23 protein-coding genes are annotated in these 24,326 nt (G+C 71.6%); 19 read left to right on the top strand and 4 right to left on the bottom strand.

The genetic code is table 11. The features are described 5' to 3' along the window. The first annotated feature begins 1 nt into the window (after window position 1). From GBB76_RS00600 to GBB76_RS00610, 3 genes are read left to right on the top strand one after another with little or no spacing between them, the layout of a single operon-like run. A complete protein-coding gene (locus tag GBB76_RS00600) occupies window positions 2-688 on the top strand; it encodes a DUF2793 domain-containing protein (RefSeq protein WP_152301484.1) in 687 nt (228 codons plus the stop codon). A gap of 27 nt (window positions 689-715) precedes the next feature. Then, window positions 716-1,021, top strand: coding sequence for a hypothetical protein (locus GBB76_RS00605; RefSeq protein WP_152301485.1), 306 nt, complete (start codon window positions 716-718; stop codon window positions 1,019-1,021). 1 nt (window position 1,022) lies between these two features. Beyond that, window positions 1,023-1,898: an arabinofuranosidase catalytic domain-containing protein gene (locus tag GBB76_RS00610; RefSeq protein ID WP_152301486.1), complete on the top strand. Its 876-nt coding sequence runs from the start codon at window positions 1,023-1,025 to the stop codon at window positions 1,896-1,898. 10 nt (window positions 1,899-1,908) lie between these two features. Here GBB76_RS00610 and GBB76_RS00615 read toward each other — a convergent pair whose 3' ends face one another. Next, window positions 1,909-2,406 (bottom strand): hypothetical protein, encoded by a 498-nt coding sequence (locus GBB76_RS00615; protein WP_152301487.1) that lies wholly within the window; start codon window positions 2,404-2,406, stop codon window positions 1,909-1,911. A 147-nt stretch (window positions 2,407-2,553) separates the two neighbouring features. On the opposite strand from GBB76_RS00615, the gene GBB76_RS00620 reads away from it, so the two are divergent. From GBB76_RS00620 to GBB76_RS00690, 15 genes are all read left to right on the top strand, one after another. Beyond that, window positions 2,554-3,342 (top strand): glycoside hydrolase family 108 protein, encoded by a 789-nt coding sequence (locus tag GBB76_RS00620; RefSeq protein WP_152301488.1) that lies wholly within the window; start codon window positions 2,554-2,556, stop codon window positions 3,340-3,342. Next, complete coding sequence (locus GBB76_RS00625; RefSeq protein ID WP_152301489.1) at window positions 3,339-3,611, top strand: hypothetical protein; 273 nt, start codon at window positions 3,339-3,341, stop codon at window positions 3,609-3,611. Before GBB76_RS00620 ends, GBB76_RS00625 begins: the two co-directional genes overlap by 4 nt. A gap of 319 nt (window positions 3,612-3,930) precedes the next feature. Then, the gene (locus tag GBB76_RS00630) at window positions 3,931-4,632 is read left to right on the top strand and encodes a response regulator transcription factor (protein ID WP_152301490.1); all 702 of its coding nucleotides are present in this window, start codon (window positions 3,931-3,933) and stop codon (window positions 4,630-4,632) included. Further along, entirely contained in the window at window positions 4,632-6,017 is a 1,386-nt protein-coding gene (locus GBB76_RS00635) for a sensor histidine kinase (RefSeq protein WP_152301491.1), read from the top strand. Before GBB76_RS00630 ends, GBB76_RS00635 begins: the two co-directional genes overlap by 1 nt. Window positions 6,018-6,110: 93 nt before the next feature. Next, the gene (locus GBB76_RS00640; RefSeq protein WP_152301492.1) at window positions 6,111-6,578 is read left to right on the top strand and encodes a YMGG-like glycine zipper-containing protein; all 468 of its coding nucleotides are present in this window, start codon (window positions 6,111-6,113) and stop codon (window positions 6,576-6,578) included. Between the two features lie 135 nt (window positions 6,579-6,713). Next, the gene (gene ccmI, locus GBB76_RS00645) at window positions 6,714-7,859 is read left to right on the top strand and encodes a c-type cytochrome biogenesis protein CcmI (RefSeq protein ID WP_152301493.1); all 1,146 of its coding nucleotides are present in this window, start codon (window positions 6,714-6,716) and stop codon (window positions 7,857-7,859) included. A gap of 4 nt (window positions 7,860-7,863) precedes the next feature. Further along, window positions 7,864-8,310: a cytochrome c maturation protein CcmE gene (gene ccmE / locus GBB76_RS00650; RefSeq protein WP_152301494.1), complete on the top strand. Its 447-nt coding sequence runs from the start codon at window positions 7,864-7,866 to the stop codon at window positions 8,308-8,310. Window positions 8,311-8,497: 187 nt separating this feature from the next. Continuing rightward, window positions 8,498-10,510: a heme lyase CcmF/NrfE family subunit gene (locus GBB76_RS00655; RefSeq protein ID WP_152301495.1), complete on the top strand. Its 2,013-nt coding sequence runs from the start codon at window positions 8,498-8,500 to the stop codon at window positions 10,508-10,510. Window positions 10,511-10,513: 3 nt separating this feature from the next. Continuing rightward, window positions 10,514-10,762, top strand: a complete 249-nt coding sequence (locus GBB76_RS00660) for a DUF4258 domain-containing protein (protein WP_152301496.1) — start codon at window positions 10,514-10,516, stop codon at window positions 10,760-10,762. Beyond that, window positions 10,759-10,950 carry a DUF2283 domain-containing protein gene (locus tag GBB76_RS00665; RefSeq protein WP_152301497.1) on the top strand — a complete coding sequence of 64 codons (192 nt, stop codon included), beginning with the start codon at window positions 10,759-10,761 and terminating at the stop codon, window positions 10,948-10,950. The genes GBB76_RS00660 and GBB76_RS00665 overlap by 4 nt, the downstream gene beginning before the upstream one ends. After that, complete coding sequence (locus GBB76_RS00670; RefSeq protein WP_152301498.1) at window positions 10,947-11,441, top strand: cytochrome c-type biogenesis protein; 495 nt, start codon at window positions 10,947-10,949, stop codon at window positions 11,439-11,441. The genes GBB76_RS00665 and GBB76_RS00670 overlap by 4 nt, the downstream gene beginning before the upstream one ends. 92 nt (window positions 11,442-11,533) lie before the next feature. Next, window positions 11,534-13,099: a Do family serine endopeptidase gene (locus tag GBB76_RS00675; protein ID WP_152301499.1), complete on the top strand. Its 1,566-nt coding sequence runs from the start codon at window positions 11,534-11,536 to the stop codon at window positions 13,097-13,099. Window positions 13,100-13,392: 293 nt separating this feature from the next. After that, window positions 13,393-14,073: a response regulator transcription factor gene (locus GBB76_RS00680; RefSeq protein ID WP_202911137.1), complete on the top strand. Its 681-nt coding sequence runs from the start codon at window positions 13,393-13,395 to the stop codon at window positions 14,071-14,073. Continuing rightward, window positions 14,057-15,466 (top strand): ATP-binding protein, encoded by a 1,410-nt coding sequence (locus GBB76_RS00685; protein WP_152301501.1) that lies wholly within the window; start codon window positions 14,057-14,059, stop codon window positions 15,464-15,466. The genes GBB76_RS00680 and GBB76_RS00685 overlap by 17 nt, the downstream gene beginning before the upstream one ends. 70 nt (window positions 15,467-15,536) lie before the next feature. Further along, window positions 15,537-18,545, top strand: coding sequence for a bifunctional [glutamine synthetase] adenylyltransferase/[glutamine synthetase]-adenylyl-L-tyrosine phosphorylase (locus tag GBB76_RS00690; RefSeq protein WP_152301502.1), 3,009 nt, complete (start codon window positions 15,537-15,539; stop codon window positions 18,543-18,545). Here the strand turns inward: GBB76_RS00690 and GBB76_RS00695 are convergent. Continuing rightward, window positions 18,542-19,666: an NAD(P)/FAD-dependent oxidoreductase gene (locus GBB76_RS00695; protein ID WP_371717012.1), complete on the bottom strand. Its 1,125-nt coding sequence runs from the start codon at window positions 19,664-19,666 to the stop codon at window positions 18,542-18,544. The genes GBB76_RS00690 and GBB76_RS00695 overlap by 4 nt on opposite strands. A 9-nt stretch (window positions 19,667-19,675) precedes the next feature. Further along, on the bottom strand, window positions 19,676-21,991 hold the full coding sequence (locus GBB76_RS00700) for an ATP-binding protein (protein WP_202911138.1): 2,316 nt from the start codon (window positions 21,989-21,991) through the stop codon (window positions 19,676-19,678). A 291-nt stretch (window positions 21,992-22,282) separates the two neighbouring features. On the opposite strand from GBB76_RS00700, the gene fae reads away from it, so the two are divergent. After that, on the top strand, window positions 22,283-22,822 hold the full coding sequence (fae, locus tag GBB76_RS00705; protein ID WP_152301503.1) for a formaldehyde-activating enzyme: 540 nt from the start codon (window positions 22,283-22,285) through the stop codon (window positions 22,820-22,822). Between the two features lie 3 nt (window positions 22,823-22,825). On the opposite strand, the gene GBB76_RS00710 is transcribed toward fae, so the two are convergent. After that, window positions 22,826-24,262: a diguanylate cyclase domain-containing protein gene (locus GBB76_RS00710; protein ID WP_162375448.1), complete on the bottom strand. Its 1,437-nt coding sequence runs from the start codon at window positions 24,260-24,262 to the stop codon at window positions 22,826-22,828. Window positions 24,263-24,326: the final 64 nt, after the last annotated feature.

Here is a 24,326-nt window from a genome sequence, read left to right on the forward strand (position 1 = left end):
AATGAGCGAGACGACACCCCTGCTGGCGCTGCCGCTGATCGCGGCGGCGCAGGCGCAGAAGCACGTGACCCATAACGAGGCGCTGCTGCGGCTCGACGCGCTGGCGCAGCTTTGCGTGCGCGAGCGCAGCCTCACCTCCCCGCCGGCCGATCCCGTGCCGGGCGAGCGCTACATCGTGGCGGCCGGCGCCACCGGCGACTGGGCCGGCCATGAGGGCGAGGTGGCGCTCCACGACGCCGGCTGGCGCTTTCTCGTCCCCGGCGCCGGCTGGCGCGCCTATGTCGAGGCCGAGGGGCGCACGCTGACCCATGACGGCATCGGCTGGCGCGATCTTCTCGCCGCCACGCCCGGCGGCGGCGTGCGGCTGTGCGCGGCGGAGGAGGAGCTCGATCTCGCCGGTGCCGTCGTCGAGGCCACGCTCGCCATCCCGAACCGCGCCATCGGCCTCGCCGTCGCCAGCCGCACGCTGGCGGCGGTGACCGGCGCCACCGCCTATGAGGTCGGCATCGCCGGGGAGACCTCGAAATTCGGCGGGCTGCTAAGCGTGGCGCCGGGGGCGACCAATGTCGGCGTCATCGGCCCGCAGGCCTTCTACGCCGACACGCCGCTGCGCGTCACCGCGCTGGGCGGCGCCTTCACCGGGGGGCGGGTGCGCCTCGTCCTCTCCTACCTCGCCTTCGACATCTGAGCCCCACATCAGCCGCGGGAGACCCCCATGCCCTACACTGCCGCCAAGGACCCCTGGCGGGGCCGCGCCCTCTCGCCCGCCGCGCTCGGCCGCTCCGGCGCGCTCGTGGTGCCGGACGACGCCAACGACCTGCCGCGCTATGCGCGCCTGCGCGTCTTCGTGCCGGCGACGCTGGCGAGCGCGGAGGTGCGCATCCTGCCGCTCGACGCGGCGGACGACGCGCCGCTGACCCTGCCGGTGCCGCTGGGACAGGCGAGCGTGCTCGAATTCCTCGTCCGGCGCGTGCTGGCGACCGGGACCACGGCCGGCCTCGTCATCCACCGGATCGACTGAGATGGCGGCATCCCTCGGAATGTCCCTCGACCTCGCCCGCCGCCGTCCGGCCGGCACGCCCGCGCCGCTCGATGGCTTCGCCGGCCAGATCTATGCCGCGTTCGGGCTGGAACGGCTGTTCTCCGCTTATGCCGGACCCTGCCTGCGGGTGCGGCGTTCCACCGACGACGCGCAGGCCGATATCGGCTTCGCCGGCCGGCGGCTCGACATGGCGGCGCTGCTCGCCTTCGTCGGCGCCGGCTCCGGCCATGTCGTCGCCTGGTACGACCAGAGCGGCAACGGGCGCCATGCCGAGCAGGCGGGCGCCGCCTACCAGCCGCGCCTCGTCAATGCCGGCGTGCCCGGCACCGGGCCGGGCGGCCGGCCGGCGATGACCTTCGACGGCAGCGACGATTTTCTCGAAATCGCCGCCAGCCTCGGCTTCTCCCGCGCCCAGCCGGCGGTCGCGATGGGGGCGGTGGCGCTGCGCGATCTGGCCGGCACCCGCATGATCGGGTTCGCGGCGGTCGGCGGCGGCGTGGTCAGCCGCGCGCAGCTCTCCGTGGGGACCGCCGTCGTGCCGGGAGGGCGGCGCCTGAACACGGATGCCTATGCCGACGTGCTCGGCCCGGCGATCGCCAGCGGGGCGTGGCGCCGCATCATCGGCCGGTGGCGCCCGGTGACGGCGCAGATCGACGCGGCGGTGGACGGCGCCGTCATTACCGGCGCATGGCACGGTCCCGGGCCCTTCGCCGACACCGACCAGAACCTGCCGGTCCGCGTCGGCTCGGGCCTCGGCTCCAGCTTCCATTCCGGCGGGCTGGCGGCCTTCGTCCTCGCGCAGGGCGCGCCGGACATCGCCACTCTCGACCGGGCGCTGGCGCGGCTGCTGCCGTGAGGCGGCGCCGCTATTCGGCCGGGCCGGGGGCTTCGGACGGCGCCGGGCGCGGGGCGGGTGCCGCCGGCCGGGACAGGATGCGGGGCGCCGGGGCGGGCGCTGTCGATGATCCCGCCGCCGCGTCCGTGCCGGCGCGCGCGGCCATCGTCGCCGGCAGCCGGGGGCCGATGATCGTCGACGGCCGGGGCGCGGGTGCACGCGGGGTCAGGACCGGGCCGGCAGCGATGCGGCTGCGCGCTTCCTCGACCACGGTCGCCATGCGCTCGAAGCGGCGCAGGCGGGTGATCTCGCCATTGAGCCGGTCCAGCTCGTCGCCGATGGCGCGGCAGATGGCGCGGTAGCTTTCCTGGGTCAGCCGGTCGCGCATGTAGCCGAGGGTGCGGGCCTCGCCGCGCAGCGCAATCGGCGCGGCGGCGAGCAGCGCCTCGGCCTGCACCTGTCCCGAGCTGCGGCGGGCATCGTCGAAGATGCTCCTCAGATCGTCGACGAGCTTGTCATCCCTGGCCATGCCGAGCGGACCTCCCTGATCGCGGAACCCACTGAACGGTGAGGACAAAATCGTCCGGCAAACTTCGCTGCGGCGCAACCGTGTCCCGGTAGTGTCGTGGTTAATGAATCGTTAACGCCCGGTTATCCACAGTTGCGGGAGCTTACCATGACCGCGTCGAGCTTCGACGAGGCGATCAGGCGCGTCCTCGTGCATGAGGGCGGCTATGCCGACCATCCCGCCGATCCCGGCGGGGCGACCATGAAGGGCATCACCCAGCGGGTCTATGACGGCTGGCGCTGCCGGCGCGGCGAGGAGGTGCGCGCCGTGCGCCTGATCGCGCCGGGCGAGGTCGCGGCGATCTATCGCCGGCAGTACTGGGAAGCCGTGCGCGCCGACGAACTGCCGGCCGGCGTCGATTATTGCGTGTTCGACGCGGCGGTGCATTCCGGCCCGGTGCAGGCGGCGAAATGGCTCCAGCGCGGGCTCGGCGTGGCGGCCGACGGGCAGGTCGGCGAGGCGACGCTGGCCGCGCTCGCCGGGGCGGATGCCGCCGCGCTCATCGAGGCGGTCTGCGAGCGCCGGCTCGCCATGCTGCGCGCGCTGAGGACCTTCCCGACCTTCGGCGCCGGATGGACCCGGCGCGTGAGCGAGGTGCGCGCGGCCGCCAGGGCGATGACGCGCGGCGGCGCACCCGCGCAGGTTGCAGAGGGGGCCGGCGGCAAGGCGCGGCCCGCCGATACGCGGCTCTCGCGCACCCCGGAGGGGGCGGGCGGGCTGATCGCCGGGGCGGGCACGCTCGGCGCCATGGTGGCCGAGCAGGCCGACCGGCTGGCCCCGCTCGCCGCCTATGCCGGCCCGCTGAAATGGCTGTTCGCCGCGCTGGTGCTGGCCGGCGTCGGGCTGACGCTGCACGGCGCGCTCCGGCGCATCGCGGCCGGGGAGGGCGCGCGATGACGGCGCTGCTCGGCGTGCTGACAAGCCTGCTGTCGACCCTGCTGTCGAGCCCGCTCGGGCGGGCCGGCGTGCTGGCGCTGGCCGCGCTGGCGGCGGCCGGCTGGCTTTATCTCAAGGGACGCAGCGAGGGCCGCGAGGCCTGCCGGCTGGAGGGAGAACGCGATGTCGTGGAGACGATCGAGCGCGCGGATCGCGCGCGTGCTGACGCTGACCGGCGCAATGGCGTCGATGGCCGGCTGCGCGACGACGACGCCTTCCGCCGCGACTAGGGGCGCGTGCGGCGCCTTCCGGCCCATAAGCTGGGCGCGCGCCGACACCGACCCGACCATCCGGCAGGTGAAGGCGCACAATGCGGTAGGTCGGGAACTGTGCGGGTGGAGGGGCGGGAAATAGGTTCACGCCGTCATCCCGGCCGCAGCGCAGCGAAGAGCCGGGATCGTGCGCCGCCGGCGGGACGATCCCGGATCGGCCGGCGGCTGTCCGGGATGACGGGAGACGACGAGGCACCCCGCACCTGACATCCGCGCCGCGCGGTGGCATTCTGCCCGCGCCGCGCCTGCGTCGCGCGGTCAAGCGTGGGGAGTGGACGTGCGCCTGCTCGTTGTCGAGGACGATCCCGATCTCAACCGGCAGCTCCACGAGGCGCTGGTCGATGCCGGCTATGCCGTCGACCGCGCCCATGACGGCGAGGAGGGCCATTTCCTCGGCGATACCGAGCCCTACGACGCCGTGGTGCTCGACATCGGCCTGCCGAAGATGGACGGGCTGTCGGTGCTGGAGGCCTGGCGCCGCGAGGGGCGCAAGATGCCGGTGCTGATCCTCACCGCGCGCGACCGCTGGAGCGACAAGGTGCAAGGCTTCGACGCCGGCGCCGACGATTATGTCGCCAAGCCCTTCCACATGGAGGAGGTGCTGGCGAGGCTGCGCGCGCTGCTGCGCCGCTCGGCCGGGCATGCGGCGAGCGAACTGACCTGCGGGCCGGTCATGCTCGACACACGCTCGGGCCGGGTGACGGTGAACGGCAAGCAGGTGAAGCTGACCTCGCACGAGCATCGGCTGCTCGCCTATCTCATGCACCATACCGGGCGGGTGGTCTCGCGCACCGAACTGGTCGAGCATCTCTACGATCAGGACTTCGACCGCGATTCCAACACCATCGAGGTCTTCGTCGGCCGGCTGCGCAAGAAGCTCGACGTCGACGTGATCCAGACCGTGCGCGGGCTCGGCTACCTGCTGGTGCCGCCGGAGAATGCCCGTCAGGAGAACGCGCGTCAGGACGGTCCGCGCTGATGCGCGCCGGCTCGCTGGCGCTACGCCTGTTCGTCTCGGCGACGGTGGTCAGCGTCTGCGTGCTGCTGATCACCGGCTTCGCGCTGCATCAGGTCTATCGCGACGCGGTGGAGCGCGCCTTCGACCAGCGGCTCGACGTCTATCTCAAGACCATCGTGGCCGATGTCGCCAATTCCGCCTCCGGCACCATGCCGGAGCCGACGACGCTGGGCGACCCGCTGTTCAATTTCCCCATTTCCGGCTGGTACTGGCAGATCACCCGCACCGACGGGCCGGCGCGGCAGGTGAAGACCTCGCGCTCGCTGCCCGAGGGCACGCTGCCGCCGCTGTTCGAGCGCGAGGGGCAGGCGGACCTGTCGGGCCTGCGCGAAGGCTATGGCAAGGGTCCGGCGGACCAGAAGCTGCGCATCGTCGAGCGTATCGTCGACCTTGGCGAGGACGGGCGCTACGCGGTGGCGGTGGCGGCCGATTCCGGCGAGATCGAGGAGGAGGTGGAAGCCTTCGACCGCGCGCTGGCGGTGACGCTCGCCGTGCTTGGCGCGGCCTTCCTGCTCACCCTTGTCTTTCAGGTGCTGTTCGGCCTGCGCCCGCTCAAGCGCATGCTGGCCGCGCTGCACGCCGTGCGTACCGGCCGCGCCGACCGCATCGAGGGCGACTATCCCGTCGAGATCGCCCCGCTGGCGGCGGAGGTGAACGCGCTGATCGAGACCAATCGCGAAATCGTCGAGCGCGCCCGCACCCATGTCGGCAATCTCGCCCATGCGCTGAAGACCCCCATCTCCGTGCTGCAGAACGAGGCCGCGCGCACCGCCTCGCTGGCGCCCGGCGACGCGCTCGCCGGTAAGGTGGGCGAGCAGGCCGAGATCATGAAGGGGCAGGTGGCGCACCATCTCGAGCGCGCGCGCATGGCGGCGCGCGCCTCGGTCGTCACCACGGTGGAGGAGGTCGGCCCCATCGTGGAGCGGCTGGCGGGCACGCTCGGCAAGGTCTATCGCGGCAAGGGCGTCGCGGTGGAGGCGGAGGTCGCCGACGGCGTGCGCTTCCGCGGCGAGCGGCAGGACCTTGAGGAAATCCTCGGAAACCTCGTCGACAATGGCTGCAAATGGGCGCGCTCGCTGGTCGAGATCGCGGTGGCGCCGGTGCCGGAGACACCAGGCGAGCGGGCCTATTTCGAGATCGTCATCGACGATGACGGGCCGGGCCTGACCCCGGCCGAACAGGCCGAGGCGCTCAAGCGCGGCAAGCGGCTCGACGAGACCGTGCCGGGCTCCGGGCTGGGGCTTTCCATCGTGTCGGAACTCGCCGCGCTCTATGGCGGGCGGCTGTCGCTCGACCGCTCGCCCTTCGGCGGGCTGCGCTGCGTCGTGCGGCTTCCGGCGGCCTGAGGTGTCACGCTACAGGTGACGGGGCCGCGCTTTCGCCCTATTCCTCTCGCTTGGTGCCATTCATTCCTTGAGCGAGCCGGAGGGTCTCTTTTCATGCGCGCACACCATCTCGTGGCCATTGGCCTCATCGGCGGTGTCCTGGCGGGCTGCAGCACCGCCCAGGAGAATCCGAACACCGTGGGCGGAGCGGCCATCGGCGCGGTGGCGGGCGGCGTGATCGGACAGGTCGTCGGCCACAACACCGCCAGCACGCTTGTCGGCGCGGCGGTGGGCGGCCTCATCGGCGGCTCGATCGGCAACGCGCTGGACCAGGCGGACCGTGCCCGCGCCCGCGATGCCGAGAACCAGGCGCTGGAGAACGGCACGCCCGGCGCGCCGGTGAGCTGGCGCGGCGAGAGCGGCGCCTACGGCACCATCGTGCCGGGCCCGACCTATGCGCGCGGCGGCTCGCCCAAGTGCCGCGAATTCACCCACACCATCTACATCAACGGCCAGCCGCAGACCGCGCGCGGCACCGCCTGCCGCAACCCGGACGGCACCTGGTCGCCGGTTTCCGGCTGACGCGCGACCCGTGGCGGGCTGACGCAGGGCGCGCTCAGACTCGCGCGACTGTGAGCCTGCGGCGATCCGACTGGGGCGCATACGGATTGGCGCCGGCCTCCCGGTCGGCTACCTCAGCGCATTAGAGGAAGACTAATGCTGCTGTGGATCGCCTTCTCGCTGATGACCGCCGCCGCCGTTCTGGCGGTGCTCTGGCCGTTGCGCACCGGCGCGGGCGTCGTGCCGGCCGGCTCGGCGCAGGCGGACCTTGCCGTCTACCGCGACCAGCTCGCCGAGATCGAGCGCGACCGCGCCTCCGGTCTCATCGGCGGCGCCGAGGGCGAGGCGGCGCGGGCCGAGGTCGCTCGCCGCATCCTGCGCGCCTCGGCCGAGACCGAGGCGGGGGGCGCCTTTGTCCGTGGCGCGGACCTGCGCCGCCGGGCGGTCGCGGTGATCGCGCTCATCGGGGTGCCGCTGCTGGCCGGCGGGCTCTATTTCTTCCTCGGCTCCCCGCTCTACCCGCCGCAGCCGCTGGCGCAGCGTCTGGAGGCGCGCCCCGACCAGTCCGACATCGCGATCCTGATCCGCAAGGTCGAGGGCCATCTGGAAGCCAACCCCGATGACGGGCGCGGCTATGAGGTGGTGGCGCCGATCTATGCCCGGCTCGGCCGCATCGACGATGCGGTGCGGGCGTGGAACACCGCCATCCGCCTGCTGGGCTCCTCGCCGCAGCGCCAGACCGGACTCGGCGAGGCGCTGGTCGCGCAGGCCGGCGGCGTCGTCACGACCGAGGCCAAGGCCGCCTTCCAGGCGGCGCTTGCCGCGTCGCCAGGCGATCCCAAGGCGCGTTATTTCCTCGGCCTCGCCGCCGAGCAGGACGGCCAGCCGGCCGAGGCCGCGCGCATCTGGGGCGCGCTGGCGGCCGATTCGCCGCCCGACGCGCCCTGGCTCGGGCTGGTGCGCGAATCCCTTACCCGCGTCGGCGCTCCGCCGCCGGCGGCCGCGCAGGCGCCGGGGCAAGGGTCGGGTCCCGGCGCCGCCGACGTGGCGGCAGCCGAGAACCTCACCCCGGAACAGCGCCAGCAGATGGTGCGCGACATGGTCCAGCGCCTGTCCGACCGGCTGGCGCAGGACGGCGACGACATCGAGGGCTGGCTGCGGCTGATGCGCGCCTGGAACGTGCTCGGCGAGGCCGACAAGGCGAAGGCCGCCGCCGCGCAGGCCCGCACCCACTTCGCCAAGGATGACGGCGCGCTCGGGCGCATCGACGCGCTGGCCCGCGAACTCGGCCTCGGGAGCTGACGCCATGACCCGCAAGGGACGCCGCCTTCTGCTGATCTCCGGCGCGCTCGGTACGCTGGCGCTGGCCGCCGGCCTCGTGCTGTTCGCGCTGAACGACACCATCGTGTTCTTCCGCTCGCCGAGCGACATCGCCGCCGAGCGCACCGCGCCGGGCACCCGGCTGCGGCTCGGCGGGCTGGTGAAGGACGGCAGCGTCGTGAAGTCCGACAACACCCATGTGCGCTTCGTGGTGACGGATGGCGGGGCCGATCTCGCCGTGAACTATGTCGGCCTGCTGCCCGACCTCTTCCGCGAGGGACAGGGCGTGATCGCCGAGGGTACCATGGCGCCCGACGGCACCTTCCGCGCCGACAGCGTGCTGGCCAAGCACGACGAGAACTACATGCCCAAGGAAGTCGCCGACGCCCTCAAGAAGCAGGGCGTGTGGAAGGAAGGGGAGGGCAAGCCGTGAGGGTTTTTCCGCGCCGCCTTTTTTCGGCGTCGTCCCGGACGCGGCGCAGCCGCGAGCCGGGATCGGCTGCCGGTTCCTGCGCCATCATCGGCACGCGCTCCCGGATCGGCCTGGCGGCCGTCCGGGATGACGGCTTCATGGGCGAGGCAGCCGCGAAGCATGCCCGCCGGCAGGGAAGGGTGTTCGCATGAACCCGGAATTCGGCCATTACGCCCTCGTCCTCTCGCTCGCCGTCGCCATCCTGATGACGGTGATCCCGATCTGGGGCGCGCGCACGGGCGATGCGGCGCTGATGCGGGTCGGCTCGGCGCTGGCGCTGGCGCTGGCCGGCTTCGTCGCCCTCGCCTTCGCGGCGCTGGTGAGCGCCTATGTGCAGTCCGACTTCTCGGTGCTGAACGTGGTCGAGAACTCGCATTCGGCCAAGCCGCTGCTGTACCGGATCACCGGCACATGGGGGAACCATGAGGGCTCGATGCTGCTCTGGGTTCTGGTGCTGGCCATTTTCGGGGCGCTGGTGGCGCTCTTCGGCTCCAATCTGCCGGAGCGGCTCAAGGCCAATGTGCTCGGCGTGCAGGGCTCGGTGGCGGTCGCCTTCCTGCTGTTCATCCTGCTGACCTCGAACCCCTTCGCCCGGGTGGTGCCGCCGCCGGCCGAGGGCAACGACCTCAACCCGATCCTTCAGGATATCGGCCTCGCCATCCATCCGCCGCTGCTCTATCTCGGCTATGTCGGCTTCTCCATCACCTTCGCCTTCGCCGTCGCGGCGCTGATCGAGGGGCGCATCGACGCCGCCTGGGCGCGCTGGGTGCGGCCCTGGGCGCTGGCGGCGTGGGGCTTCCTGACGCTCGGCATCGCGATGGGCTCCTACTGGGCCTATTACGAGCTGGGCTGGGGCGGCTGGTGGTTCTGGGACCCGGTGGAGAACGCCTCGCTGATGCCGTGGTTCGCCGGCACCGCGCTGATCCATTCCGCCGTGGTGATGGAAAAGCGCGACGCGCTGAAGGTGTGGACCGTGCTGCTGGCCATCCTCGCCTTCTCGCTGTCGCTGCTCGGCACCTTCCTCGTGCGCTCGGGCGTGCTGACCTCGGTGCACGCCTTCGCCACCGATCCCTCGCGCGGCGTGTTCATCCTCGGCATCCTGATCTTCTTCATCGGCGGCTCGCTGGCGCTCTACGCGCTGAGGGCGCCGATGCTGCGCCAGGGCGGCCTGTTCGCGCCGGTCTCGCGCGAGGGCGCGCTGGTGCTGAACAACCTGCTGCTGACCGCCGCCGCCGCCGCCGTGCTGGTGGGCACGCTCTACCCGCTGGCGCTGGAAGCCTTCAACGGCGAGAAGATCACCGTCGGCCCGCCCTATTTCAACCTGACGGTCGGCGCGCTGATGCTCCCCGTCGCCTTCGCCATGCCGTTCGGCCCGCTGCTGGCCTGGAAGCGCGGCGACCTCGCCGGGGCGAGCCAGCGCCTGATGCTGGCCTTCGGCGCCGCCATCCTCGCCGCCGCCATTGCCGCCTGGGCGCAGGGCGGCGGGCCGCTGCTGGCGCCCTTCGGCATGGGGCTGGCGGCCTTCGTCGTCATCGGCGCCGCGGTTGAGATCGTCGAGCGCGCCGGCTTCGGCCGGCTGCCGCTGGCGACCGCCTTCGCCCGGCTGCGCGGCCTGCCGCGTTCGGCCTTCGGCGGGGCGCTGGCCCATGCGGGCGTGGGCATCTGCTTGTTCGGCATCATCGCCGAGACCAACTGGAACGCCGAGCGCATCACCGGCGTCAAGGTCGGCGGCAGCTTCGAGGTCGGCGGCTACGAACTCACCCTCGACCGGCTGGAGCCGCGCACCGGGCCGAACTACCGCGATCTGGTCGGGGTGTTCTCGGTGCGGCGCGGCGGCGCTGAGGTCGGCACCATCGAATCGGCCAAGCGCCTGTTCACCGCCCGCAACATGCCGACCACCGAGGCCGGCATCCGCACCATCGGCTTCAGCCAGCTCTATGTGAGCGTCGGCGACGAACTGCCCGGCGGGGCGGTGGGCGTGCGCGCCTACTGGAAGCCGCTGGTGACGCTGATCTGGATCGGCGCGCTGGTGATGGCGCTGGGCGGGGTGCTGTCGCTGAGCGACCGGCGCCTGCGCGTCGGCGCGCCCAAGCCGGCGAAGAAGCCGAAGGCCCGGCCGGAGGAAAAGCCCGACCCGGCCGCGCCGGTGCCGGCGGAGTGAGGCGTGGCGGATTTTCGCCTCAGTGACCATGCGAAGGTCGCGATGGCCGAACGGGGCATCGAGATGAGCTGGGTCGAGCGCACGCTGGATGCGCCGGAGCGCGTGGAAGCGGACCCCGGCGACCCGTCCCTCCTGCGGGCCTTCGGGGCGATCCCCGAGCGCGATGGGCGGATTTTGCGTGTAGTCTACCGGCCGGCCGGCGGCGCGGCGTTCGTCGTCACGGCCTTCTTTGATCGCGGAGCGCGGCGATGAAACTCAAATATGATCCCGAGGCGAATGCGCTTTATGTCCGCTTCAGCGCGGGCACCGTCGTCGACAGCGAGGAAGTGTCGCCTGGCGTCGTGCTCGATTATGACGCGCAGGGTCATATCCTCGCGCTGGAACTGCTGCAGGCGCGCGAGAAGCTGGCGCCTGAAGTCCTGACGGAAGCCGCCGAATGACGCGATTGTTTCGGTCCGTCGGGGCCGCCCTCCTGCTGGCCCTGCTGCTCGCCGGCCCGGCGGCGGCGGTGCAGCCTGACGAGGTTCTGCCCGATGCGGCGCAGGAGGCGCGTGCGCGCGCCCTCTCCGTCGAGCTGCGCTGCATGGTCTGCCAGAACCAGTCGATCGACGATTCCAACGCCCCGCTGGCGCGCGACCTGCGCCTGCTGGTGCGCGAGCGCATCGCCGCCGGCGACAGCGACCGCGAGGTGATGGACTATCTGGTCTCGCGCTATGGCGAGTTCGTGCTGCTGCGCCCGACCTGGCACGGCGCCAATGTCATCCTGTGGCTGGCGCCCTTCGCGGTGCTGCTGGTCGGCGGGATCGGCCTTTTCGTCGCCTACCGGCGCCGCGCCGCCCCCTCGGAGGCGGTCGTCCCGCTCTCGCCGGAGGAGGAGGCGCGCCTGCGCGCGGCGCTCGGCGAGGCCGCACCGGACGTTACGAAACTTTAACGCCGCCGCCAGCCTGCGTTAAGGCGACGCTCTCTAGGTTCCTCGTCAACGCTCCCTGAGGGGAGAGTGATTTGTCGAACGAGGAACGACACATGCCGCGCAACGCGCTCAACCAGACCCGCACCCCTTCGTCCTCCACGCTGCGCCACAGCCGCTCCCGGCTGCTCGCCGGCGTGTTCACGCTGGCGCTGGCCGGCGGCGCCTTCGGCGCGCTGGTGCTTCCCGAGGCCATCACCCCGGCCGCTGCCCAGCTGACCACCAATCAGGCGGCCGGCACGTTCTCCTTCGCCGACATCGTCGAGAAGGTCTCGCCCGCCGTCGTCAGCGTGAAGGTGAAGAAGGACCAGGACGAAGTCGCCGCCAATGACGACGAGGGCATGGGCAACCAGAACGTTCCCCCGCAGATCGAGCGCTTCATGCGCCGCTTCGGCTTCGGCGGCCAGGGTGGCCCCGGCGGCCCCGACATGGGCCCGCGCCGCGGCCCCGGCCATCGCGCCGTCGTCGGCCAGGGTTCCGGCTTCTTCATCTCCGCCGACGGCTATGTCGTGACCAACAACCACGTGGTCGACGGCGCCTCGGAAGTCGACATCACCACCACGGACGGCAAGACCTTCACCGCCAAGGTGATCGGCACCGATCCGCGCACCGACGTCGCGCTGCTGAAGGTCGATGGCAAGTCGAACTTCCCGTGGGTGAAGCTGGCCGAGAAGGCCCCGCGCGTCGGCGACTGGGTGGTCGCGGTCGGCAACCCGTTCGGCCTCGGCGGCACCGTCACGGCGGGCATCGTCTCGGCGCGTGGCCGCGACATCGGCTCGGGCCCGTATGACGACTTCCTCCAGATCGACGCTCCGATCAACCGCGGCAATTCGGGCGGCCCGACCTTCGGCCTCGACGGCGAGGTGATCGGCGTCAACACCGCCATCGTCTCCCCCTCGGGCGGCAATGTCGGCATCGCCTTCGCCATTCCCTCCGAGACCGTCTCCGAGGTGGTCGAGGCGCTGAAGTCCGGCGGCCAGGTGGCGCGCGGCTATGTCGGCGTGCAGATCCAGCCGGTCAGCGACGAGGTCGCCGAGGCGATGGACCTCAAGGAGACCGACGGCGCGCTGATCGCCCAGGTGCAGCCCGGCACCCCCGGCGACAAGGCCGGCCTCAAGCCCGGCGATATCGTGACCGCGATCGACGGCGAGACCATCAAGGACTCCCGCGAGATGTCGCGTGAGATCGCCCGCAAGAAGCCGGGCGTCACGGTGAAGCTGAGCGTGCTGCGCGACGGCAAGTCGATCACCGTCCCGGTGACGCTCGAGCAGCTGCCGACTGACGTCGCCTCCGTCGACAAGAAGGGCGGCGACGCCGAGCCGGGCACCCATGGCGTGCCGCGCCTCGGTCTCTCGCTGGCCCCCGCCAAGGGTGTCGCCGGTGCCGGCGACCAGGGCGTGGTGATCACCGAGGTCGACCCGAACGGCCCGGGCGCCGAGCGCGGCCTGAAGGCGGGCGACGTCATCCTCGATGTGGCCGGCAAGCCGGTCATGACCCCGGCCGACGTGCGCGATGGCCTCGCCACCGCCAAGAAGGACAACCGCAAGGCCGTCCTGATGCGCGTCAAGTCCGAGCAGGGCACCCGCTTCGTCGCCATCTCCCTCGGCGAGCAGCGCGGCTGATCTGAGAGTTCCGGCTGCGGCTCGTTCCGTCGCCCCTTGGGCCGCGGCCGGTTCGGTGGCGCGGGGAGTCCGAAAGGGCTTCCCGCGCCTTCTTTTTAGCGGGTGCGCGGACGCACTGTCCGTGAGGCACCGAGATAGGCGCGAGGCTCGAAATGACGTACATGGAGACGAATTCGAATCCCACCGCCGCCCCCGATTCCGCGTCGCGGCACGACGGCCGGGTCTTTGACGGCCCCGTCATCGACCTCGCGGATGTCCGGCGGGCCAAACGCGAGTCCGACCAAGAGTCCCCCATGCGCCTGCTGATCGTCGAGGACGACCGTGATGCCGCCGAGTATCTGCGCAAGGCGTTTCGCGAGGCGGGCCACGTCGCCGACGTGGCGTCGGACGGCGAGGCGGGCCTCGCCCATGCGCTCGACGGCGGTTACGACGTGCTGGTGGTCGACCGCATGCTGCCCCGCCGCGACGGCCTGTCGCTGATCACCGAGCTGCGCGGGCGCGGCGACAAGACGCCGGCGCTCATCCTCTCGGCGCTCGGCCAGGTCGACGACCGCGTGACCGGCCTGCGCGCCGGCGGCGACGATTATGTGCCCAAGCCCTATGCCTTTTCCGAGCTGCTGGCCCGCGTCGAGGCGCTGGCGCGGCGCGGCGGCCCGCAGGCGACCGACACCGTGTACCGCGTCGCCGACCTCGAACTCGACCGGCTGGCGCATCGCTGCACCCGCGGAGGCCAAGAGATCGTGCTGCAGCCGCGCGAGTTCCGGCTGCTCGAATTTCTCATGCGCCACGCCGGGCAGGTGGTGACGCGCACCATGCTGCTGGAGAATGTGTGGGACTACCATTTCGATCCGCAGACCAACGTCATCGACGTGCATGTCTCGCGGCTGCGCTCCAAGATCGACAAGGGCTTCGATCCGCCGCTGCTCCATACGGTGCGCGGCGCGGGATACATCGTCCGTGACGGCGCTCGGTAAGCTCATCCGCACCACCGCGTTCAAGCTGATCGCGGCCTATCTGTTCGTCTTCGCGATCTTCGCCGGCTCGGTCATCGCCTATCTGGGCTGGCACACGCAGCGGCTGGTGACGCGGCAGGCGGTGGAGGCGATCGAGGCGGATTCGCGCTACATCGAGGCGCAGTTCGAGCGCGGCGGCATCGCGCGCGTGGTGCAGGTGGTCAACCGCCGCGCCCGCGCGCCCGATGCCGGGCTGCTGCTCGTCACCAGCTTCAGCGGCGACCCGCTGGCCGGCAATGTGCTGAACCTGCCGCTGAGCTTTCTCGACAAGCAGGGCTGGCGGGAGATCGACTATCTGCGCTCGGAGGAAGCCGCCGCCGCGCCGAGCCGGGCGCTGGTGCACGTCATCCTGCTGCCGGGCGAGTTCCGCGTGCTGGTGGGCCGTGACATCGTGGAGCGCGAGGAACTGCGCCAGATCATCATCGGCCCGGCCGTCTGGGGTCTGGCGCTGCTCGTGGTGCTGGGCGTGGCCGGCGGCCTGTTCGTGACGCGGCGCGTGCTCAAGCGCATCGACCAGATGACGGCGATTTCCGACGGCATCATGGCCGGCGACCTGTCCGGCCGGCTGTCCGTGGCCAATACCGGCGACGAGTTCGACCGCCTCGCGCTCAGCCTCAACGCCATGCTGGACCGCATCGAGGCGCTGATGGCGGGGCTGAAGGAAGTTTCCGACAACATCGCCCACGACCTCAAGACGCCGCTGACCCGCCTGCGCAACCGGGCCGAGGACGCGCTGCGCACCGCCGGCAGCGAGCCGGAATGGCGGCTGGCGACCGAGCAGACCATCGAGGAATCCGACGGTCTCATCCGCACCTTCGACGCCCTGCTGATGATCGCCCGCGCCGAGGCGGGGCAGGCGCGCGCCTCGATGGTGCGCTTCGACCTCGCCGACACGGTGGCCAGCGTCGCCGAACTCTACGAGCCGGTGGCCGACGAGAGCGGGCTCGACATCGTGGTCGACGCGCCCGGGCCGCTGCCGGTGCATGGCGTGCGCGAGCTGGTGGCGCAGGCGCTCTCCAACATGATGGACAACGCCATCAAGTACAGCGCCCCGGAAGTGCCCGGCGAGCGGCGCGAGGTGACGCTCGCCGCCCGGCGCGAGGGCGACCGGGTGCGCCTCGTCGTCGCCGACCGCGGCCCCGGCATCGATGCGGCGGACCGTCCGCGCGTGCTGGAGCGTTTCGTGCGGCTGGAGGCGAGCCGGACACGGCCGGGCTTCGGGCTCGGCCTGTCGCTGGTGGCGGCGGTGGTGCGGCTGCATGGCGGCACACTGTCGCTGGAAGGCAACGATCCGGGCCTGAAGATCGTTGTCGACCTGCCGCTCGACCTCTCCGAGGCCGAGCGGGCAGGCTGAGCGCGCGCCCCTCAGCTTTCGGCAACCAGATTGGCGTAAGGATAGCCGCAGCGGGGGAGGCGGCGCACGGATGGCGGCACGGCGCGTTTCGAAGACGGCGGACGACGAGGCGAACGGTCCTGCGAAGGGCCCCGGGAACGGCCTTGCGGCGCGGCTGCGCCGGGAGCCGGGCTTTGCCGTGCCCTCGCGCCTTTCCGCCGCGCTGAGGGACGCGCTCGCCGATGCGCCGCCACAGGTGCGCGCGCGCCTCGACGCGCAGATGGCCGCGTATCCGCAGGCGCGGGCGGTGCTGGCCGGCGTCGCCGCCCATTCGCCCTTCCTCACCGAACTCATCCGCGTCGATCCCGCCCGGCTGGCCCGCCTGCTGGAGAGCGATCCCGTCGAGGCGCTGGCCGCCGCCCGCGCCGCCATGGCGGCGGAGGTGATGGCGAGCGACGACGAGGCGCTGGCGATGGCGGCGCTGCGCCGGCTGCGCGCCGAGACCGCGCTCGCCGTGGCGCTGGCCGACATTGGCGGCGTGTTCGACCTTGCCGCCGTGACCGCCGAACTGACCGCGACGGCCGATGCCTGCATCGCGCAGGCGGTCGACTTCCTCGTCCGCGAGGCGGTTGCGGCCCGCAAGCTGAAGAAGGCCGCCGCCACCGGGCTTGGCTATACCGTGCTCGCCATGGGCAAGCACGGCGCGCGTGAGCTGAACTATTCGAGCGATGTCGACCTGATCGTGCTCTACGACCCCGACGCAGCCCCGCTCGGCAAGGATGTCGAGGCCGGCCCGTTCTTCGTGCGGCTGACGCAGCGTCTGGTGAAGCTGATCCAGGAGCGCACGGGCGAGGGCTATGTCGCCCGCGTCGACCTGCGGCTGCGCCCCGACCCCGCCTCCACCCCCGCCGCGCTCTCGGTGGACGCCGCGCTCGACTATTACGAGCGCGAAGGCGCCACCTGGGAGCGCGCCGCCTATATCAAGGCGCGGCCCATCGCCGGCGACCTCGAACTGGGGCAGGGCTTCCTCAAGCACATGATGCCCTTCGTCTGGCGGCGCGCGCTCGACTATGCGGCGGTGGCCGATGTCCACGCGATGAAGCAGGACATCCACGCCTTTCGCGGCCACGGGGCCATCGCGGTCGAGGGGCACAATGTGAAGCTCGGGCGCGGCGGCATCCGCGAGATCGAGTTCTTCGTGCAGACCCAGCAGCTCATCGCCGGCGGCCGCGACCCGCGCCTGCGCACCCCGCGCACGCTGGAGGCGCTTGGCGTGCTGGCGCAGGCGGGCTGGATCGGCGAGGCCGCGCGCACCGAACTCGACGAGGCCTATCATTATCTGCGCCGTGTCGAGCACCGGCTGCAGATGGTCGCCGATGCGCAGACCCACACTTTACCCGAGAGCGCCGAGACGCTTGCCGGCTTCGCCCGCTTCATGGGCTATGAGGACCGCGAGAGCTTCGCCGCCGCGCTGACCGAGCGGCTCACCCGCGTGCAGGACCATTATTCCCGCCTCTTCGAGGATGCCCGCCCGCGCGCGGCGGTGGAGGGGGCGCTCAACTTCCCGCGCGGCAAGGACGACCGCGAGACGCTGGCGACGCTGCACCGGCTCGGCTATGCCGACCCCAAGGCGGCGAGCGCGACGGTGCGGGCCTGGCTGGCCGGCGAGCCGCGCGCCCTGCGCCCGCCCGGCGTGCGCGAGGAAATGGAAGCCGTCGTGCCGCTGCTGGTCGACGCGCTGGCGCGCGGGGGCGCCCCCGATGCCGGCCTCAACGCCGCCGACCGCTTCTTCCGCGCCCTGCCGAGCGCGCTGCGCCTGCTGCCGGCGCTGCGGCTCAACCCGGATCTGGTGCGCCTGCTGGCCACCATTCTCGGCACCGCCCCGCGCCTCGGCGAGATGCTGGCGCACCGGCCGACACTGATCGACGCGCTGCTCGACCCGGCCTTCTTCGGCAAGCTGCCGGACGAGCCGGAACTCGCCGCGCGCCTCGCCGCCGATCTCGCCCTGGCCGAGGACGAGGAGGACCTGCTCGACCGCGCACGGCGCTTCGGGCAGGAACAGCATGTGCTGATCGGCGTGCGCATCCTCTCCGGCACGCTGCCGGCGGCGCGCGCCGGGGAAGCCTTCGCGCGGCTCGCCGATGTGATCATCCGCGCGCTCGGCGCGGCGGTGACGGCCCGCTTCCGCGAGGCGCACGGCACCGTTCCCGGCGCCGAGGTGGCGGTGCTGGCCATGGGCAAGCTCGGCGGGCGGGAGATGACCGCCGGGTCCGACCTCGATCTGATCGTGCTCTACGATTTCGACGCCGAGCACCCCGAGAGCGACGGCCCGCGCCCGCTCTACGGCGCGCAGTATTTCGCCCGCCTGACCCAGCGCCTGGTCAGCGCGCTGACCACGCCGACCAATGCCGGCCAGCTCTACGAGGTCGATCTGCGCCTGCGTCCCTCCGGGCGCGCCGGCCCGGTGGCGACCAGCCTGCCGCGCTTCGAGACCTATCAGGTCGAGGAAGCCTGGACCTGGGAGCACATGGCGCTGACCCGGGCCCGCGTGGTCACGGCCTCGCCCGCCTTTCGCGGCCGGGTGGAAGACGCCATCGCCAAGGTGCTGCGCCGGGCGCGGGAGCCGCACCGTCTGGCCGCCGATATCGTCGACATGCGCGGCGCCATCGCCGACGAGAAGGGCGACGACGACCCGTGGGATCTCAAATATGCGCGCGGCGGGCTGATCGACATCGAGTTCATCGCCCAATACCTCGTGCTCGCCCATGCCCGGCAGGAGCCGCGCATCGTCGACACCTCGACGCTGAAGGTGATCGGGCACGCGGCGCAGGCCGGGCTGATCGACGTGCTGGACGGCCATCTGCTCGGCGATGCCTGCCGGTTGATGCATGACCTGACGCAGGTGTTGCGCCTCGCGCTGTCCGGCCCGTTCAAGCCGGCCGAATCCAGCCCGGCGCTGCGCCGTCTGCTGGCGCGGGCGGGCGCGATGCCGGATTTCTCGACGCTGGAAGCGCATCTGTTCGAGACGCAGAGCCAGGTCCGCGCCGCCTTCGAGCGGCTGCTCGCCGCCGAGCCCAAGCGCCGGCGCAGGCGGGCTTAGCCCAGCTTTTCCGCCACCCGGTCGGCGATGGCGAGGCTGGCGGTGAGGCCGGGGGATTCGATGCCGAACAGCTGCACCAGACCCGGCACGCCATGCTCGGCCGGCCCGTCGATGCGGAAATCCGCCGCCGGGGCGCCGGCCGGCACGATCTTTGGCCGGATGCCGGCATAGGCCGGGTTCAGCGCGCCGTCCGGCAACGCCGGCCAGTAGCGGCGGATGGCGGCATAGAACTTTTCCCCGCGCGCCGGATCGACAGCGTAGTCGAGACCGTCGACCCATTCGGTGTCCGGCCCGAAACGGGCCTGCCCGCCGAGATCGAGCGTCAGGTGCACGCCGAGCCCGGCCTGCTCGGGCACGGGATAGACGAGGCGGGAGAACGGCGCCCGGCCGGACAGGGTGAAATAGGAGCCCTTGCAGAACCACGCGTCCGGGACCGCCTCGGCCGGAATTCCCCTGAGCGCGCGGGCGAGCGGCACGGCGCCATGGCCGGCGGCGTTGATGAAATGCGTGCAGGAAAGCCGCATCGGCTCGGCGCCGCCGACATCGAGCGCGAAGCCCTCCGCCGTCACCTCGCCGGAGAGGATCGGCGCGTTGAAGGCGATCATGCCGCCGGCGTCCTCCAGATCGCCGCGATAGGCCAGCATCAGCGCGTGGCTGTCGATGATGCCGGTGGAGGGGGAGAGCAGCGCGGCCTCGGCGTTCAGCGCCGGCTCCAGCGCGCGGGCCCGCGCCCCGGTCAGCGGGGCAAGGTCGTCGACGCCGCAGGCGCGCGCATGGGCGTCGATGGCGCCGAGCCTCTCGGTCTCGGCGGGGCTGGCGGCGACGATCAGCTTGCCGCAGTTGCGGTGCGGCACGCCGCGCGCGGCGCAATAGGCGTAGAGCGCATGGCGGCCCTCCACGCACAGCCGGGCCTTGAGCGTGCCGGGAGCGTAGTAGATGCCGGCATGGATCACCTCGCTGTTGCGCGCCGAGGTTTCCGAGCCGACGAGCCCGGTCGCCTCCAGCACCAGCACCTCGCGGCCCTTCAGCGCCAGCGCGCGGGCGATGGCGAGGCCGACCACGCCGGCGCCGGCGACGACGCAGTCGACGGAGGCTTCCTCCATGGGGGAATGCGCGCTCATGCGGCGATCTTATTCGGCCGGGGCCGCGCGGCCAGAGCGATATTGCAGCGCCGGACGTCCGGCCACCGGCAGGCGGACGACGACGGTGGTGCCGACGGCTTCCGAGGAGCGGATGCGCATCGAGCCGCCATGCAGCTCGACCAGCGACTTGGCGATGGCGAGGCCCAGCCCCGAGCCCTTGTGGGTCTTGGTGAACTGGCTCTCGACCTGCTCGAAGGGCCGGCCGATCTTGGCCAGCGCGCTCTTGGGGATGCCGATGCCGCTATCCTCGATGACCAGCAGGGCGGCATGGGCCGAGCGCCGGGTGCGCACGGTGACGCGGCCGTTCTCGGGCGTGAACTTGATGGCGTTGGAAAGCAGGTTGAGCGCGATCTGCTTGAGCGCGCGCCGGTCCGCCTCGATGGTGGCCGGCTCGCCGGAATCGGCGGTGACGGTGAGGTGCTTCTCGTCGGCGCGTACCGACATGACGCGGATGGCGTCCTCGACCACCTCGTCCAGCCGCACCTGCTGGAGGCTGAGCTGCACGCGCCCGGCCTCGATGCGGGACATGTCGAGAATGTCGTTGATGACGTCGAGCAGGTAGCGGCCGGAATCGCGGATGTCGCGGCAGTACTCATTGTACTTGTCGCTGCCGAGCGGGCCGAACAGCCCGCTTTCCATCAGCTCGGAGAAGCCGATGATGGCGTTGAGCGGCGTGCGCAGTTCGTGGCTCATATTGGCGAGGAATTCGGACTTGGCGCGGTTGGCGTCCTCGGCCTTGGTCTTCTCGTCGGCGTAGTTCTGCGCCAGCTCGGCAAGCTGGAGCGCCTGAAGTTCCAGCGTCTGCTGCGATTTGCGCAGGTCCGCGACCAGCGCCATCAGCCGCTTCTCGCTTTCCATCAGGCGCTCTTCGTGGCGCTTGAGCGCGGTGATGTCGGTGCCGACCGAGACGTAGCCGCCATCCTTGGTGCGGCGCTCGGCGACCTTGAGCCAGCGCCCGCCCTCCAGCTGCACCTCGAAGGCGCGCGCGCCTTCCTCGGGCCGGTCCTCGGGACGCAGCGGAATGCGCACCACCGGCTGGCGGGCGAGCGAGGCGATGGCCTCGAACTCGGCGCCCGGCTGCACATTGGCGTCGCCGATGCCGTGCAGCGACTGGAACTTGGAATTGCACATCACCAGCCGGTTCGTGCTGTCCCACAGCACGAAGGATTCGGAGATGCTCTCGATGGCGTCGCGCAGGCGCATGTCGGCGGTGGCGGTGCGCTCGGCGAGGCGGCGCTCCTCGGTGACGTCGACGGCGATGCCGACGAGGTGCGGGGGCTCGCCATTCTCCTGCGGCACCACTTCGGCACGGGCGCGCAGCCATACCCAGTGGCCGTCGGCGTGCTTCATGCGGAAAACCCGGTCGATGGTGCGGCCGGGCTTGTCGGCGATCTCGCGGGCGATGTCGTAGAGGTTGGTGTCGTCGGGATGCACGAGGCCGGCGACCTCGCCGAAGGAGATCAGCTCGTCGCGCGGGGCGTGGCCGAGCATCTCGAACATCGATTCCGACCAGAACATGCGCCCGCGCCCCATGTCCCAGTCCCACAGGCCGCAGCGCCCGCGCGACAGCGCGGTGTCGATGCGCGCGCGCACCGTCTCGTAGATGCCGTCCGCCTCGCGGGCGCGGGTCGCCTGCCAGTGGAAGGCGAAGCCGAGGATGAGCAGCACCGCGCCGGTGGTCGACAGCAGGGTGACGGTGAGGATGGTGTCGGACTGCCAGGTCGCCAGCGCGCCGGACAGCGGCTGCACCACCACGAGCTGCATCGGCGCGCCCGAGAGGTTTCGCACCGTGGCCAGCGCCGGCGAGCCGTCCGGCATCACCACGTCGAGCACGCCGGCATTTTCGGCGAAGATGGCGAGGGCCTGGGTGTTGGCGAGAAGCTGGGCGATCTGCTCGCTGGCGGCCGGCGCGCCGTCATGGGTGGCAACGACCTTGCCGGAAGCGTCGATCAGCCCGTAGCGGCGCCCGTCCTCGGCGGCGCGCGGCAGCAGGCTCTCGCGCAGCAGGGCGTCGGGGGCGATGATGCCGGCGGCGTGGCGACCGGTCTCGCTCGCGATTGCCGCGGCGAACAGGGCCAGCTCGTCCTTGGCATTGGCGATCGCGTCGGTGCGGTAGGCGCGGATCTGCACCACGGCGGCGATGGCGATGGAGGCGATAAAGGCGATGATAAGCGCCGGCACCGCCTTGCGCATGAAGGGTTCGGCGTCGACCAGCCGTTGATATGCAGGCCGCGCCACCGAGCGTGCAAGCCCTCTCATGGCTTGTACGCGCACGGACGCGCCTGCAGCGTTGGCGCGAGCCATCCGCCGGCCTCCCCCGAAGTCCCAACCCCGATCCCAAACGACAGGAGCGATGTGCCGCATCTCTCCGAATCACCCCGATTTGAATCGAATCGACCCCCCGCTGTCCAGAGTCCTTGGGAGTCAAGTTAAGGATTCCGCAACCATTGGGTGGTGGGCGCCTCACCGGGGTGTGTGGCGGGCGCCGACAGCGCAAGCGGCGCAAGGCGACAACCGCGCCGCATGGACGGCCCGAGGCGCCCGGTGCTATGCGCAGACGCCCCGTTCCGGGCGCCAGCAGGGAGACAGGACGACATGAGCGACATCTGGTTCCGCACCGGCGAGGCCACCGTGCTCGCCACTGAGGGGCAGTACACCGACGCGATGCCCGAAGTGCTGATCGGCTCGGTGCGCGGCCCGGCCGGGCATGCCTTCGCCTCCATGATGGGGCAGGTGCAGGGCCATACCCGCATGTTCGTGGTGCGCGACCTGAACCAGCAGGTGCGCCCGGCGACGATGATGACCACCAAGGCCACCATCCACACGCTCGAATATGTCGACCTGCTCGGCGGCGTGGTGCAGGGCGCCATCGGCGACGCCATCGTCGACGCGCTGGCCGAGGGCATCCTGCCGAAGGAGCAGGCGGACGAGCTGTGCATGATCGTGATGGTGTGGCTGGACCCGCGCTGCGCCGAGGATCCCAACCTCGACAAGGCGGACCTGTACCGCACCAATTACGAGGCGATGAAGATCGCGCTGGAGCGCGCCATGACCGGCCGTCCGACCGTCGACGAGTTGATCGCCAACCGCAAGAGCGTCAAGCACTACGCGCTGGACGGCGTGGTCGAGTACTGAGCCTCAGCCCGGGCCCGGCGGCGTCGCGTCGGTCGCGGCGGCGTCGGGTACCGGCACCGGGTACATGGAGCCGTCGACGCCGGCGATGAGGATGCGGTTTCGCCCGGCCTGCTTGGCCGCGTAGAGCGCCCGGTCGGCGCTGGCGAGGAGATCGGTGCGGCGGCCGCCGGGGGCCGCCTCGGCGTGGCGGACCGTGATGCCGATGCTGACGGTGACGATGCCGTCGGGGCTGCCGGCATGGGGAATGCGCAGCGCGCGCACCGCCTGCAGCATGGCGGTCGCCACCGACTCGCCATCGTGCTTCGTCGAATCGGGAAGGATGGTGGCGAACTCCTCGCCGCCATAGCGGGTGACGAGATCGGCCGGGCGGACGGCGCAGCCGCGCAGGGCCTCGGCGATCCGCCGCAGGCAGTCGTCGCCCTCAATGTGGCCGTAGAGATCGTTGTAGGACTTGAAGTCGTCGACATCGATCATCAGCAGCGCCAGCGACGGTTCGTTGCGGCCCGAGCGGCCGAGTTCGCGCGCCAGCGCCTTGTCGAACTTGCGCCGGTTGGGCAGTTCGGTCAGCGCGTCCATCTCCGACAGTTCGGTCAGGCGACGATTGGCCTCGACCAACTCGCGCTCCAGCCGCTCGCGCTGGCGCACCGTGGCTTCCAGCTCTTCCTCGATCTGCTTCTGGCGGGTGATGTCGACGCTGGTGGCGAGCAGGCGCAGCGGCTTGCCGCTGGCATCGCGCGCGACGATGCGGCCGCGCCCGAGTATCCAGCGCCAGCGGCCGAAGCGGTCGGCGATGCGGTAGACCGCCTCGAACACCTCGCTGGTGCCCGCGAGCACCTGCTCGTAGCGCCGGATCACGCCCGGGCGGTCCTCCGGGTGGACGATGCTCCACGCGGTATGCTGGGCCTCGTCGGACAATTCGCCGGTGGCGTAGCCGACGGCCCGGCGCCAGTGCCGGGAACGGGCGACCCGGCCGGTGGGGATGTCGAGCTCCCATATCCACTGGCCCGCGCTCTCCAGCGCCGCGCCGATCTGCCGCTCGCGGCGGGCGAGGGCGGCGCGCAGCTCGCGGCGGCGGGTGATGTCTGTCAGCGCGACGGACAGCGCCGCCGTCGACCCGGCATCGTCGAGAAGCGGGGCGGCCGACACCAGGAAGGTGCGCTCGCCGCCCGGCTCGGAAAGCTCCTGATCGTGCAGTGCGCGTCCGGCGTCGATGCGGTCGAACCAGCGGTTCAGGAGGGCCGAGGCGCCGGGCAGGAAATCGTCGGCGGGGCGGCCGACGAGGGCGCAGACCGGCGCACCGGCGAGCGCGGCCAGACGCGCATTGACCGCGAGCAGACGCAAGTCGCGGGCGACGATGCAGAGCGCGACGGGCGCGCTGGCGAAGGCGGCGTCGCGCGCCGGCTGCGTCGGATCGAATGGCGGGAACGCGTCACTGCCCATGGAGCGGTGTTCCTCCGATGCAGCGCACAATAGCCCTGTTCGCGCCGCGCCGGAATTCCCCATG

The sequence above is a fragment of the Ancylobacter sp. TS-1 genome (assembly GCF_009223885.1).
Taxonomy (GTDB): Bacteria; Pseudomonadota; Alphaproteobacteria; order Rhizobiales; family Xanthobacteraceae; genus Ancylobacter.

Coding starts and splice junctions, on each gene's coding strand:
- GBB76_RS00680 (WP_202911137.1), top strand. CDS start 13,393: ATGCGCCTGCTGATCGTCGAGGACGACCGTGATGCCGCCGAGTATCTG.
- ccmI (WP_152301493.1), top strand. CDS start 6,714: ATGCTGCTGTGGATCGCCTTCTCGCTGATGACCGCCGCCGCCGTTCTG.
- GBB76_RS00615 (WP_152301487.1), bottom strand. CDS start 2,406: ATGGCCAGGGATGACAAGCTCGTCGACGATCTGAGGAGCATCTTCGAC.
- GBB76_RS00675 (WP_152301499.1), top strand. CDS start 11,534: ATGCCGCGCAACGCGCTCAACCAGACCCGCACCCCTTCGTCCTCCACG.
- GBB76_RS00710 (WP_162375448.1), bottom strand. CDS start 24,262: ATGGGCAGTGACGCGTTCCCGCCATTCGATCCGACGCAGCCGGCGCGC.
- GBB76_RS00605 (WP_152301485.1), top strand. CDS start 716: ATGCCCTACACTGCCGCCAAGGACCCCTGGCGGGGCCGCGCCCTCTCG.
- GBB76_RS00610 (WP_152301486.1), top strand. CDS start 1,023: ATGGCGGCATCCCTCGGAATGTCCCTCGACCTCGCCCGCCGCCGTCCG.
- GBB76_RS00655 (WP_152301495.1), top strand. CDS start 8,498: ATGAACCCGGAATTCGGCCATTACGCCCTCGTCCTCTCGCTCGCCGTC.
- GBB76_RS00635 (WP_152301491.1), top strand. CDS start 4,632: ATGCGCGCCGGCTCGCTGGCGCTACGCCTGTTCGTCTCGGCGACGGTG.
- GBB76_RS00670 (WP_152301498.1), top strand. CDS start 10,947: ATGACGCGATTGTTTCGGTCCGTCGGGGCCGCCCTCCTGCTGGCCCTG.
- GBB76_RS00690 (WP_152301502.1), top strand. CDS start 15,537: ATGGCGGCACGGCGCGTTTCGAAGACGGCGGACGACGAGGCGAACGGT.
- fae (WP_152301503.1), top strand. CDS start 22,283: ATGAGCGACATCTGGTTCCGCACCGGCGAGGCCACCGTGCTCGCCACT.
- GBB76_RS00625 (WP_152301489.1), top strand. CDS start 3,339: ATGACGGCGCTGCTCGGCGTGCTGACAAGCCTGCTGTCGACCCTGCTG.
- GBB76_RS00695 (WP_371717012.1), bottom strand. CDS start 19,666: ATGAGCGCGCATTCCCCCATGGAGGAAGCCTCCGTCGACTGCGTCGTC.
- GBB76_RS00620 (WP_152301488.1), top strand. CDS start 2,554: ATGACCGCGTCGAGCTTCGACGAGGCGATCAGGCGCGTCCTCGTGCAT.
- GBB76_RS00700 (WP_202911138.1), bottom strand. CDS start 21,991: ATGGCTCGCGCCAACGCTGCAGGCGCGTCCGTGCGCGTACAAGCCATG.
- ccmE (WP_152301494.1), top strand. CDS start 7,864: ATGACCCGCAAGGGACGCCGCCTTCTGCTGATCTCCGGCGCGCTCGGT.
- GBB76_RS00600 (WP_152301484.1), top strand. CDS start 2: ATGAGCGAGACGACACCCCTGCTGGCGCTGCCGCTGATCGCGGCGGCG.
- GBB76_RS00640 (WP_152301492.1), top strand. CDS start 6,111: ATGCGCGCACACCATCTCGTGGCCATTGGCCTCATCGGCGGTGTCCTG.
- GBB76_RS00665 (WP_152301497.1), top strand. CDS start 10,759: ATGAAACTCAAATATGATCCCGAGGCGAATGCGCTTTATGTCCGCTTC.